General features: G+C 55.5%; 9 protein-coding genes. All 9 read left to right on the forward strand.

The features are described from left to right. The first annotated feature begins 1 nt into the window (after nt 1). The 9 genes from D9N14_RS04790 (at nt 2) to D9N14_RS04830 (ending at nt 12,875) form a co-directional block, all read left to right on the forward strand. Nucleotides 2-586, forward strand: a complete 585-nt coding sequence (locus tag D9N14_RS04790) for a PilX N-terminal domain-containing pilus assembly protein (protein WP_290577494.1) — start codon at nt 2-4, stop codon at nt 584-586. Nucleotides 587-597: 11 nt separating this feature from the next. After that, nucleotides 598-936, forward strand: a complete 339-nt coding sequence (locus D9N14_RS04795; protein WP_290577496.1) for a hypothetical protein — start codon at nt 598-600, stop codon at nt 934-936. Nucleotides 937-1,048: 112 nt separating this feature from the next. Further along, the gene (locus D9N14_RS04800; RefSeq protein WP_290577498.1) at nt 1,049-6,376 is read left to right on the forward strand and encodes a hypothetical protein; all 5,328 of its coding nucleotides are present in this window, start codon (nt 1,049-1,051) and stop codon (nt 6,374-6,376) included. Between the two features lie 19 nt (nt 6,377-6,395). Then, the gene (locus D9N14_RS04805; RefSeq protein WP_290577500.1) at nt 6,396-6,824 is read left to right on the forward strand and encodes a type IV pilin protein; all 429 of its coding nucleotides are present in this window, start codon (nt 6,396-6,398) and stop codon (nt 6,822-6,824) included. A 98-nt stretch (nt 6,825-6,922) separates the two neighbouring features. Beyond that, entirely contained in the window at nt 6,923-7,345 is a 423-nt protein-coding gene (locus tag D9N14_RS04810) for a type IV pilin protein (RefSeq protein WP_290577502.1), read from the forward strand. 137 nt (nt 7,346-7,482) lie between these two features. Next, nucleotides 7,483-7,995, forward strand: coding sequence for a type IV pilus modification protein PilV (pilV, locus tag D9N14_RS04815; protein ID WP_290577504.1), 513 nt, complete (start codon nt 7,483-7,485; stop codon nt 7,993-7,995). An 8-nt stretch (nt 7,996-8,003) separates the two neighbouring features. Next, nucleotides 8,004-8,837 (forward strand): PilW family protein, encoded by an 834-nt coding sequence (locus D9N14_RS04820; RefSeq protein WP_290577506.1) that lies wholly within the window; start codon nt 8,004-8,006, stop codon nt 8,835-8,837. Beyond that, nucleotides 8,837-9,382, forward strand: coding sequence for a PilX N-terminal domain-containing pilus assembly protein (locus D9N14_RS04825; RefSeq protein ID WP_290577508.1), 546 nt, complete (start codon nt 8,837-8,839; stop codon nt 9,380-9,382). The genes D9N14_RS04820 and D9N14_RS04825 overlap by 1 nt, the downstream gene beginning before the upstream one ends. Nucleotides 9,383-9,437: 55 nt before the next feature. Continuing rightward, nucleotides 9,438-12,875: a pilus assembly protein gene (locus tag D9N14_RS04830; protein WP_290577509.1), complete on the forward strand. Its 3,438-nt coding sequence runs from the start codon at nt 9,438-9,440 to the stop codon at nt 12,873-12,875. The last annotated feature ends 34 nt before the right edge of the window (nt 12,876-12,909 follow it).

Genomic DNA, 12,909 nt, shown 5'->3' on the forward strand with positions numbered 1-12,909 from the left:
CATGAAGCGTGAACGCGGCAGTATTTTAATGATCAGCCTGGTCATGCTGTTGATCCTGACCATCGTTGGTATCGCCTCCATCAGCGGCGTATCCATGACCGAGAAAATGACCAACAGTCAGCGGGATTACGATATTGCCTTCGAAATGGCAGAAGCAGCCCTGGTACAAGGTGAGCGCTGGCTGGATGACTACGATGATGCCTGGGATCACTCCCACCTGAACTGTTCCAGCGGTTCCACTTGCTTTACCGCCAACTGCACCGGCGGCCTGTGTTTTCGTGGCAGCTACCCATCGGCCTCCAACTCTCTGTGTGAGGTGAGCAGCTACGACAATAATGGCAAGCCGGTGTGGCAGAATTCCGCGATCTGGGATGCCAATGCCGCCACTTATTCAGTGACCGTGCCGGCAGTGGAGGCGCCCAAGTATCTTATCGAATTTCTGTGTTACACCCCCCGGGACCCTACCAGCTATACCGAGCCACCGGATTACACCAGTTGGGTTCGCATCTATCGGGTGACGGCCCTGGCCTATGGCACCCACCCGGAAACCCGCGTCATGTTGCAGTCCACCTACCGCGTAGACTGAGGAGAGAAGTCATGAACAAGATCAAACTGAGACAATCCGTTCGCGCTGCTGCCTATGCGGTAGCCAGCACCTTCATGCTCTCGCCATCGCTCAGCAGTGCCGCTATTGATGAGTTTAACGGCCCTGGTGCCGAACAATTGCAAACCACTGAAGTGAAGAATGAGATGGTTTTGTTGCAGCGATTGGATGAACGGACGCTGTTAACGGATTCTGGTGCTGTCACCTTGCCATATTCGGTGCAGCTGACCGACACGCGTAATCCTGATGACTGGTACAAGAGGGAGAAAGCCAAGGTGGTTTTCTACTTCACAAAAAATCTAGAGATGGTTCGAGTCGTTATTTCCGAATAATGCGCCATGCGTTGATAAGCAGGTGAACATGATGAACAAATATATAGAAACCAAAACGAGCAGGGCTTCAGGAACTTCAGCAGTATGGGCCGGAATCCTGGTTTCTACCCTGATGTGTCTTACCGGTACGTCTGTCTACGCCGACGGACTGGCGTCTGATTACGACTCGCTGCCGCCATTGATCAGTACCTCCACTGCCAATGATAAACCCAACGTGTTATTGATGTTGGATACGTCAGGCAGTATGGATTATGACTCGGATGACGATTATGTGGGTCCGAATCACCACACATCCCGCACCGTCATGTCTCGCCAGGCCATAGGCACCCTGCTGAATAACTTCGCTGAAACGGTGAACATGGGGTTGATGGCCTTCGAGCCGCCACCTAATTTTGATTACGATCGAAAAGGTTCATCTCCGACCCAGTATTGGGAGGCCCAGAACCTGAACTGCTGTAACAACTACCGCATCAATCGTGGGTATCTGTACATTCCCATCGGTAGCGTGGACCCCAGCGACACGGCGGCTGCCACTGTGGCCCGGCGCCAGGAGTTCTATGACCGCCTGGGCTTGAATATTGTCAATCAACCCACTCCGTTCAGTGGCTATTATAATTTGTTCCAGTTTTCCAATAGCGCATACACCTCCAGTACCGACTACACCAACAAACGTTTGGTGAGTAATGGTGGTACTCCCATTGCCGGTACCTACCTCTCTGCATTGGAATATAGAAACGGTACTCTGGCCAGCGGGCATCGCCTTTCCAGTATCAGCGGCACGGATGCGGTTTGGCCCACCAATAATGTGTGTGACGACAGCGACTACGCCATTCTGATTACCGACGGTCTGCCATCGGTTAACATTGCGGGTAAAGCCGGTAACAATTATCTGGACGACTTTATGCCAGAAGTGTTGGCTCAGGCGGCAGCTCTGCGTGCTGCGGGGGTCACAACCTATGTGATCGGATTTGCATTGCCAGGTGGGCCGGAATACCTCAACTCCATGGCAGTGTCCGGCGGCACTGATCAGGCCTATTTTGCGGAAAACCTCACCGAGCTGACCAGCGTACTGGATGCGATCTTTACCGACATTATCAACAAAACCTCCTCCGGTACCGGTGCAGCGGTGGTGGCCAACCGGGGTAACGGTTTATCCGCCGACTTCCAGGCATTGTATACACCGGAAAAAGCGTATGACGGTCGTACTGTGCGGTGGGTTGGCACATTGCATAGCTTCTTTATCGATGAGAACCGTTTGCTGCGGGAAGACACCAATGGCGACGGTTTGCTGGGCGGCTACAATGTGGACCGTATTCTGGAATTCAACTACGACGATGATGCCAAGGTCACCTATGTAGACCGCATGCTGAGTTCCAGTGCCACCGACCCAACCCAGATTATCGCCGGGCAAACCATTACATCAGAAATCGAAGACATTGCCGCCATCTGGAATGCGCGGGATCAACTGGCTGCGGTCAGTGACGTACTGACCCAGCGAACTTACGCCGCTCCTGCTAACACCGGTCGGGCCATTTTCACCAGTGTGGATGGTGAGACCCTGCTGCCGTTTGTGACGGTGAATGTGGCAGACCTTGAATCGGAGGAAGCACGGGAAGCAACTGCCCGGGACAATATCGAGGATCTGGAAGGCCAGCTTTACGGCACACCACCGGATACCAGCAACGCGGATCTTACCAATCTTGAAGGTCTGCTGGGTTCCCTCAGTAACACCATTGCTCTGACCGGCGATGTGGATGGCGTGGATGATGGGGATCTGATTGATGCGATCAATGATTTGCTGGCGCAGATTGATGCGGATCGCAGCGATACCAATGCGGACATCGCCACTGAAGAAGGTAATCTGGCCACCGCCCTGACGGACGAAGCCACCGAGCTTGATGATTTGACGCAGGCGCAAACGGATCTGGCCACGGAAGAGTCTGAGCGTGATGCGGCACAGGAAGTACTTGATCAGGCTGTAACCGACAAAGCCAACGCAGATCAGGCGCGGACGGATGCGGAGTCTGCGCTGACCACCGCAGAATCGGAGCGGGATACTGCCCAGCAGGAACTGACCGATGCCCAAACTGCCCAAACTACTGCCCAGTCAGAGCGTAATGCAGCGGCTGCCGATGTTACCGCGGCTGAGACAGCTGTATCTGATGCCGAAGGCATCGTGACCACCGAGACCGGTGAGCGTGACGCGGCCAGTACGGCTTTGACACAGGCGCAAACGGATCTAGGCACAGCGCAAACTGCCTTGTCTGATGCACAGACTGCACTGACCAATGCGCAATCGACTGCCGCCACAGAGAAAGGTCAGTCCGACGCGGCGCTGGAAGATCGCGATGACGCACAGACCGCCGTTGACAACGCACAGACCGCCGTAGATGACGCCCAGACAGACGTGGATAACGCCCAGACTGCCGTCAACAATGCCCAGTCTGATGTGGATGATGCACAACAGGATTATGATGATGCCCTGGCCGCGGCCGGAGGCGACACAGATGATCCGGATGTGGTTGCGGCGCAGTTGGCATTGAACTCTGCCCAGTCTGACCTTTCCACGGCGCAAACCAATCTGGGCACAGCCCAGGGCGATTTGACGTCAGCTCAATCCACCTTGAGCTCAGCCCAGTCCGCCTACAACACTGCCGACGCAAACTACACCACCCAGTATAACGAGTGGCAGGATGCGGAGGATGTCGTCACGGATCGCCAGGCAGATGTGAACACTGCGCAAACCAATGTGAACACAGCCACCACTGCTCGTGATAATGCCCAGACGGCCTACAATCAGGCGGCTGCGGATTTGGCAACCGCAGAAGGTGATCTGACGGCGGCACAAAACGACCTTTCCGACAAGCAGGATATTCTGCAGGACAAGGAAGATGCGTTAGCCGCAGCCAACACTGACGTGTCCACCAAACAAGCCACCCTGACCGATAAACAAACTGCGGTCACCAATGCGACCACCGCGCGGGATAACGCCATCACGGCGCAGACCAATGCGGCGAACGCTTTGGCCACGGCCACCACCAATCGTAACAATGCTCAGGCTGACGTAGATGCCCAGGAGCTGGTGGTCGCGGATGCCCAGGCGGACTACAATGCCGCCAAAGCGGCCCGTGAGGCAGTGGATGCTGAGTTGGTGCGTTTGAATGGTTTGCTGTCTGATCTGGCTGCCACCGAGACCTGGGCCAACGCAGTGCTGACCGCAGCAGAGAACCTGCGAACGCTGGTGACCGATCTGAATGGCCTGAATAGCGCGGACTCCACTACGCGTACACAGCTGTTGCAGGCGATTACCGATCGTTATGATGAACTGCAGGCGCTGCTGGATGGACGCCCGACGGTATCCCTGGATCTGGCAGCTCTCGAAGCAGAAATCCTGGACCTGTTAGCCCAGATTGAATATGCGCAGACCATCCTTGATGACCGTACCGCCGGCGCGGGTTCTGGCGATCCCGAATACGACGATTCCATCGCCGAATCGGTTACTGTGATCGATGACAAGTACGACCAGCTGGAGTACTGGCAGGGTCAATTGATCGGTGCCGACACCTACATCGATGACGTGGACTACATCCGCTACATGGATGACAACATCACTGGCCAGGCTGGCGATGTGGACCTCACCTACGAGCAGCGCAATGACATCATTACCTGGACCCGTGGTCAGGACGTGGTTGGCCTGCGCAACCGTACCATCGATTTTGACAAGGATAATGTGGAAGAAGTCTGGCGCCTGCCGGATATCGTACACTCCACCCCGGCGGTGGTGGGCCGTCCTTCCGAGCTGTACTACAGCAGATATGGCGACGACACCTATCGCGATTACATCACTGCCAAGTTCAACCGACGTCAGGTGGTGTACGCGGGCAGTAATGGCGGCATGCTGCATGCCTTTAACGCCGGCTTCTGGGACGACAGCCAGAAAGGTTATGTGACCCAGTTGAGTGGTGACTCCGCCACTGCCCATCCCCTGGGGGCGGAACTGTGGTCCTTTATTCCAAAAGCCGCACTGCCTCACTTGCAGTTCGTTGCCAACACTGGCTACAGCCACATGGCGCTGATGGATGGCGCGCCGCAGGCCTTCGACGTGAACATCTTCCCCAATGATGCGGATCATCCCAACGGCTGGGGCACCATCCTGGTGGTGACCATGCGTATGGGTGGCGGCGCGTTCACGGTCCGCATTGACGAAGATGAAGATGGCAGCGACGAAGATGTGGTGGTGCGACCCAGCGTATTGATCTTTGATGTCACTAATCCGGAGGTCGAACCCACACTGCTGGCGGAGCTGTCAGACCCCAATATGGGCTTTACCCTGAGCAAGCCGGCTCTGATCAAGTATCGGGAAGCGTCATCGACCGGCTCCTGGAGTTCGCCTGCAAATAACCGTTGGTTGCTGGTGTTCGGCTCTGGTCCCACTGATCTGGATACCGCCACCAGTAATCAACAGGCGCGCCTCTATGCCTACGACCTGAACGAAAAAGAGTGGGCATCTGACTGGTCCAATACCGCCAAGGTGATCACTTTGGAAAACAACGCGTTCATCGGCGACCTGAGCACCGAGGATTGGGATCGGGATTATCTGGATGATGTGGTGTATTTCGGAGTCAACTCTGGTAATGCCGCTGCCGCAGATGGTCGTCTGGCCCGCCTGCGCCTGCGCAGCGACCAGGGCGCTTCCAGTTGGCTGGGCTCAGCCACGGTCAGCACGTTCACCGATATTGAGCGCACCATTATCGGCGCGCCGCTGCCCAAGTCTGACGTCTACGGTCGCCGCTGGGTGTACTTCGGTACCGGGCGTATGCTGGTGGCTGCGGATAACAGCAGCAGCCAGCAGGAATACTTTGCCGGCGTTCGTGAGCCAATCGATACCGACTACGAACTGACCTTTAACTCGGTCAATTCCAACACATTGCTGGATATCTCGGATATTGATGTGTTCTCGGATGAAACCATTGATAACGGACCATCCGGTGTGGACAACGCGCCGGAGCTGATTGCCTACATCAATGAGAACAACGAAGGCTGGATTCGTGAGTTGACGGATAACGGCACCGATCCCAGTGGTCGTTCCGATACCCGCCCCATTTCGTATCTGGATACCATCACCTTTGCGGAATACATCCCCAGTGATGACGTGTGCAGCCCGGAAGGTCTGTCACGGGTCTGGACAGTGGACTACGTTACCGGTGTGGCTTCAGTTGATAACTATCTCGACTACGAAACCGATTCCAGTACCGGCCTGACCAAAATCCTGCCTTCCCTGGATGTGGGTGCCGGTAAAGTGGGTGACATCTCCAACCTGCCTGATGGCAACCTGGTTATGCATGACTCCACCGGTCGGGTCATCATCATCGAGCCTTACCAGAGCACGGTGTCGCTGCGACGTCAGTCCTGGCGCCAGATTTTCAACATTGACTTTTAACCTAAGGTGAAAGAACGCTATGAAACGCAATCAGGGATTTACATTGGTTGAACTGATGATCGTAATAGCAATAGTGGGTGTGATCATGGCGGTGGCGCTGCCGGCTTACAACAGCCACGTGCAGAAGACCCGGCGCTCGGATGCGCGAACGGCGTTGCAGGAGGCAGCGGCCCGGCAGGAGCGGATCTATACCGAGAGCAACACCTATACCGCGGACCTGACCAGGCTGGTGACCAATCCCGATGGCCAGAGCTCCCCGGAAGGGTATTACGATATATCGGTGGCATTGAGTTGCAGTCGCACCGTCAGCAACACCAGTTACTCCTCGTGTTTCACGCTGACGGCAACCGCGAAAGGCCTGCAGGCCGACGACGCGGAATGCGCCACACTCACCCTGACCCATGCGGGGGTCAAAGCGTCGACCCCGGCCGGGGGCGACTGCTGGTGATCAACAGGGCCCGTTAAGGGCCCTGTTTCTTTCCTGCCGACAAATAGATTATCCTAGCCGCTCTTCACCTATTTCAGGCTAAGGGGGCTAATCCGGTCATGCGAGTGTCGAGGGCAGGGGGTAAAGGGTTTACTCTGATAGAGTTGTTAATTGTGATCGCCATCGTGGCCGTGCTGGCGGTGTTTGCCTACCCCCGCTACAACGATCACGTCAAGAAATCCGCCCGCAAGGCGGCCATCGGAAAGGCGCTGGAAATCGCCAGCCGGGTGGAGCAGTTTCGCACCCATCGCTTCGCCTACCCCGCTTCTGCAGCCGATTTAGCCGGCTTTGAACTCGAAGAAATCAAATATGATTACGTCGTTACAGCGGTGCAAACAGGCGGCGAAGTCACGGGCTATGAGGTGGTGGTCACCCCGGTGGCCGGTACCGACCAGGCCAACGACGAGTGCGGCACCCTGACCTATTCCAATAAAGGCACCTGGACCTTTAGCACCGGTTTAAGCGAAGAAGATTGTCTCTAGCCCATATTTTGAGCATCTCAAATCACTCTGTGATCCATTTTCAACCGTTCGTCGGTTGTTCTCTGGGCTACTGATCCCCCCTTGGTAAGATCCTCCCTAATCAGAATAATAGCGGGATGATGTTGTCGGGGGGCAGCATGGTTAAACACAAAGGAATGTCACTGATTGAAGTGTTGGTGGCGTTACTCGTATTCGCAGTGGGAATCGTCGGTTTCGCTGCACTTCAGCTCAAGTCCGTCAGGCAGGTTGAGGAAACCTACAGCCGCAGCCAGGCCATGTCTGTTGCCCACGATTTCATCGAACGGGCCCGCGCCAATCTAACCGCAGAAAGCCAAGCCTATTACCTTCAGCCTTCCAGTTGGAGCGGGGATCTCAATGATCCCGGCGACTGCATCGTGACCGGTGCAGCACCTTCGGCGGCAGACGCCTGCGAGTCAGAGCAAATGGCCCGCTCCGATGTGTACGAAGTTCGCTCCAGCCTGAGTGGTTTACTGGTCAACGGCAAAATGAACTACGCCGCCTGTGACCAGGTGTATTGTGTGACGGTGGCCTGGGGTGAAACCCAGCTGGGTGACTGTGACCAAGCCTCCTTTGCCGATGGCGAGCGCCAATCGGATGCCCATTGCGTCAGAGTTGAATTCATACCCTAGGGGATTTTATGTCGCGTCAGAACGGTCTTTCGCTGGTAGAACTGATGATTGCCCTGCTGCTGGGCAGTCTGCTCACCATTGCCGCCACGCAGTTGTTCCTGGTGAACCGGCAAACCGACAATCTGCAGATGGGCATTGCCGGTGTGCAGGATAGCGGGCGCTTCGCCTTCGATTTCCTGAGCCGGTCCCTGATGGAAGCCGGTCAGGGGGAGGAGGAGCCCATTGTGCCCTTTGTGCTGGATGGCGTGGCCCAGTTCAATTCCGCCAGTGCAGAAATCGCCGATGGGGACAAATACGATACCGTGGTATTCGAAGTCATCGCGGGCAAGGATTGCCTGGGTAACGCCTTGACCGGTTACAAGCGTTTCTATGTGCTCGATGATGCCGATGGCAAACGACTGATCTGTACTTCCTTTGAATTTGGCGTGCAACAGGACGAAGACGGCAACGATGTGGAAGGCTGGTACGCCGACGATAAAGGTACATTGATCGATAACATTGAAGCGTTCCAGGTGTTGTATGGGCTGGATTTTAACAGTGCGTCGGAAGACGGCTACGGTTCCGCGGACCTTTACACCAATGCCACCCAAGTGAAGGCGCTGAAGAGTGAGTTGACCAAAGGGGATATCCGCATTGTCAGCGTACGCTTTTCAGTGTTGCTGGCCAGCGATGAGAAAGTGACCCTGGATGCAGAGCTGGCGCCGGATGCCATTGATGTGCTGGATCAACAATATGTGCAAGGTGATGTGACGGAAGGGGGTGCCATCAACTTTGAAGATGGTCGCCTGTACCGGACGTACAGTTCCACCGTGGCCATTCGTAACCTGATAGGTGGAATCTGATGAACCTGAAACAAGAAAGCGGCGCGGCCTTGCTGATTGCCCTGTTGATTCTGCTGATGGTGACCCTGATGGGGGTGTCCGCCATCAAGTCAGGATTGTTTCATGAGCGCATGGCCTTCAATGCACAGGCGGACGAAATGGCCTTTCATGCTGCCGAGACCGCCATTGGCGGCGTCACCGGCGAAGCCCAGCGCAACAGCCAGTTTGTATCCGACCTGGTGAGCCTGAAGGGTACCGCGCAGGTGCATTGCGTCAGCAAGTCCAGTGGCCTGGCCGACGGGGCGTGCGACAACACCGATACCCTGGATGAGCGGGCCAGCCTATTGTCTGAGTCCAGTTCCCGCTTTGACTCAAAACGGGTGTTACTGGCCTCGGATGTGGAGTATTTCAAGGACTTTGTGTTTGAGTCGGAGGGTAACGGGCGTTTTGTGCAGGCGGCGATGCCTTTCAGCCGCACCAACTTTCAGGAGTGGCGCAAAGTCGGACCCAGCTCCGGGCAGTTTTCCGATGAGAACGGGTTATTGGATTACAGCGTCGGGCCCTAGTGCGCGACGTTAAACTGAATCAAATCAAGATATGGATCACCGGGTGATGATTGGATTGAGCAAGATGGAAAACCGACTTGTCAGACCGCTGCTGGCGGCCTTGGTATTGCTGCTGCCGGCTATGGTGCTGGCGGATGACACGGACCTGTTCAAGTTGGACAACGTTTCCGCGCCTGCCCGGATTATGCTGGTGGTGGATACATCCGGGTCGATGGCCCGTCCTGAGGGTAATACGACGGCCAGCCCATTTTACCGGGGCGACTGTCAAGGGCAGGACTCCTACATCGAAAGGGGTGTGGTGAGAACCATTGATAATGCATCACGAAAAATATGTGTGGTTCGGAATATTCTATTAAATTTCCTGGATCCTGCTTTGGGAGACGCAGAATCCGTTTGGCCCAATAATTTTGAAGTTGGATTGGCTGGATATTCAGAGCAGGGAGCGGTGATCATCGAACCTATGGCTCCACTTGGAAGTATCAATGTGCCGGGGTCCAAGCGTAACCAGTTGATCAGTGCTGTGAACGCTCTGCGGGCGACGGGTAGAACGCCTCTGGTGGGAAGCTATCTGGAAGTTGCTGAGTATCTGACGGGGGGTAAAGCTGTGACCCGGGCGTCGGGGGAGACTGATCCTGAAGTTTGGGCCGCTACTAATCTGTACAGGGGCGTCGATCTTGGTCCTCAGTGCGGCAATACCAATAACCACCTGGTTTTCTTGACCGATGGTGTATCGACTTGTGAAAAGGGGTCTCACTTTACCGCGCGAGAGCTGGAGGATTTTGGTTGTCCTGATTATTCGGGGGACTTGGTGATTGGGGATCTTGGAACCCGTGTCAACGAATTCGTTACAGGCGTGGCGGGCCAGTACCATGAAAGTTGTAGTGCCATGGTTTACTCTGACTACGAAGACACGGGGAGTCCTTATGAAAGTTACTGGGGGTGTTTAGGGCTCGTTTCAAGTACGCTTGGAGAGAATGAGCAGACTGAGAATGGCAGACAGGTCGATGCCGGTGTAAAGACCCATGTTATTGCCTACGATATGGACGGTGCCAGCTCTGATACAACCAATGGCATGGAAACATGGGCCACCGTCAGTGGAGGCAAGTATCTGTTTGCCAGAACGGGTATGGACTTGGCAGAGGCATTTGAGCAAATAAGCAGTGAAGTCGTGATGCCCGGCAGTTTCATTGTGGCATCCGGTGGGGTTGGGGTTAGCCAGCTCAACAGCTTCACGCACCTGGATGAGTTGTACTTTTCCATGTTTACCCCGTCCAGCAAGCCTTTCTGGTATGGCAATCTGAAGAAGTATTTTTTCAATTTCAGCACGGAAGGCGAGTTAGAGGTCTACACCAATCCCGGCAAATCCACGCTGGCGGTCAGCGATGGTGTATTCCTGCCCGACGTAAAAAGCTATTGGTCGAACGAGAACAACATCCCGGATGCTTTTGGTGGCGTAGACGGCGATGTGGCCCATGTGGGTGGAGCAGCCAGTCAAATTGAAGCCCCCGCTGACCGAAACCTGGTGGTTTATTACGGTGATACCCGCTATGAGCTCAAGCCCGATAATGCGGGCGCCAGCGGGGAAGATATCGATAACCTGAAGGCCAGGCTGCTTGCGGAATATGCGACGTTTTTTGCGGATCCAGAAGATGCAGACGCGGAAACCATCGCCAATTATGGCAGCGATGTGCTGAGCCCCATGCTGGCGTGGTTGTCAGGTGAAGATGTCAATAACGAATGGGGACACTTTATTCAGGACCCAACCTCAGACGATCACTCCGCCGATCCGGAAGATGAGCGCGCCGCCGGTTATAAAGGGGTTCGGACGCTCTATGGTGCGCCGCTTCATTCCTCCCCGGTGCTGGTGAATTACCGCAGTCGTGATGACGATGGCAATCCCCTGAGCGAGCCTGAGAACGTGGTGTTTGTCAGCACCAACGACGGCAAATTGTACGCGGTGGATGCGAGCAACGGCAGTGAAAAAGGCAAGGAGAAACTGGCCTATGTTCCGGAAGCCATGTTGAAACGCACCAGCCTGGCCGACCCCTCGCCGGTGGAGCGGATGTTCCAGGCCACCAAGCCTGATGCGGGCGATGGCAGCTTGATTTACGGCATGGATTCCACCTGGACCGTATGGCGGCAGGATGTGAACGGGAACGGCAATATCGACGAAGACACCCAGGATTTTGTGTTGCTCTACGGTGGGATGCGCCGGGGTGGCCGCAATTACTATATTCTGGATGCCACTGACGTGGAGGCATCCTCCAGTCTGGAGCAGTTGGCTGTGATCAAAGGGGGCGAGGGCAAATTCCTTAATAACGGTCAAAGCTGGTCGGAGCCGAAGCTGGCGATCATCAATTATCGAGGCACGCCGACGGCGGTGTTTATTATCGGAGGCGGATACGACACCGTCTACGACAGCGGTCGCCCGCAGACCCTGCCTGCCAAGGGCGCGCAGATTTACATTGTTTCTGCCCGTACTTTCTTGGAAAGAGACGGTGGTGCCAGACACGAAGCAGGGGAAGTGTTGTGGTGGGCATCTTCGGATTCCATCCTGGGTGATGAGACCCATGTGCAGATTGCGGCCCTGGAATACAGTATTCCGTCCAGTGTGAAGACCGTGGATATTGATGCGGACGGTTATCTGGATTTCTTCTATGTCGGGGATATGGGCGGACAAATCCATCGTTTCGATGTGAATAACAGCAATACTGGTGCGGCCAACCTGATCTCGAATACCGCGGACACCGTCATTGCCCAATTGGGGGTGGCCGGTGCGGATTCGGTATCGCAGGATATGGACCGCCGTTTCTTCTACCCCCCGAGCATTGCCAAGATGCGCTGCCCCAGGGGCTTCTGTATGTCGTTGGCCATCGGCTCCGGTTGGCGCTCCAATCCAACAGATGTCTCTGTAACCGAGAAATTTTATTTCCTGATGGACTATGAGCCCTTTACCCCTGGGCAAAACGAACCGGTCATCACCGAGACTGCAACCACTGAGGCCGGTGGTTCTGTCACGGTCATTCAAGCACTCACCAAAACCGATGATGCGGAATCCATTACCGCGGCGTCCAACGATGCAGGTATCAAAGGCTATAGCCTGGAACTGGGGGGCACCGGTTACGATGCGGAGAAACTGCTCGGGGCGCCGTTGATCGTGGGCGGTAGCGCCTATTTTTCAACGTACTACCGTCCTCCGGAAATGCCGGATACGGATACCTGCCAGGTGGGAGAAGGGGCGTCAGCGGTTTACCAGTTCACCCCAGGCGATTCCAAAGCCTTGCAACTTGCAGACGGTTTGAGTCAGAACGTTGCCGGTTCTATTCAGTCGTTGATTACCGAGTTGCCGATTGCTGATGGCGGTGGTGAGGACCCGGACAATCCCGCGCCCCCTGGTCTGCAGGGTGGGATCGTGTCAGGCACCGGTTCTGTTGGGCCGGCTCCCCTGCAGCTGAACCATATCAGGAAGACCCGCTGGCAGCAGATCGAGTAATCACTACACGGATGGGCAGTGGGCACCAAACGTT

Origin of the sequence: Ketobacter sp. (assembly GCF_003671495.1) — a bacterium.
Classification (GTDB): domain Bacteria; phylum Pseudomonadota; class Gammaproteobacteria; order Pseudomonadales; family Ketobacteraceae; genus Ketobacter.

Excerpts from the sequence above, each read along its gene's own strand:
- D9N14_RS04790 (WP_290577494.1), top strand. The coding sequence starts at position 2 with ATGAAGCGTGAACGCGGCAGTATTTTAATGATCAGCCTGGTCATGCTG.
- D9N14_RS04795 (WP_290577496.1), top strand. The coding sequence starts at position 598 with ATGAACAAGATCAAACTGAGACAATCCGTTCGCGCTGCTGCCTATGCG.
- D9N14_RS04800 (WP_290577498.1), top strand. The coding sequence starts at position 1,049 with ATGTGTCTTACCGGTACGTCTGTCTACGCCGACGGACTGGCGTCTGAT.
- D9N14_RS04805 (WP_290577500.1), top strand. The coding sequence starts at position 6,396 with ATGAAACGCAATCAGGGATTTACATTGGTTGAACTGATGATCGTAATA.
- D9N14_RS04810 (WP_290577502.1), top strand. The coding sequence starts at position 6,923 with ATGCGAGTGTCGAGGGCAGGGGGTAAAGGGTTTACTCTGATAGAGTTG.
- pilV (WP_290577504.1), top strand. The coding sequence starts at position 7,483 with ATGGTTAAACACAAAGGAATGTCACTGATTGAAGTGTTGGTGGCGTTA.
- D9N14_RS04820 (WP_290577506.1), top strand. The coding sequence starts at position 8,004 with ATGTCGCGTCAGAACGGTCTTTCGCTGGTAGAACTGATGATTGCCCTG.
- D9N14_RS04825 (WP_290577508.1), top strand. The coding sequence starts at position 8,837 with ATGAACCTGAAACAAGAAAGCGGCGCGGCCTTGCTGATTGCCCTGTTG.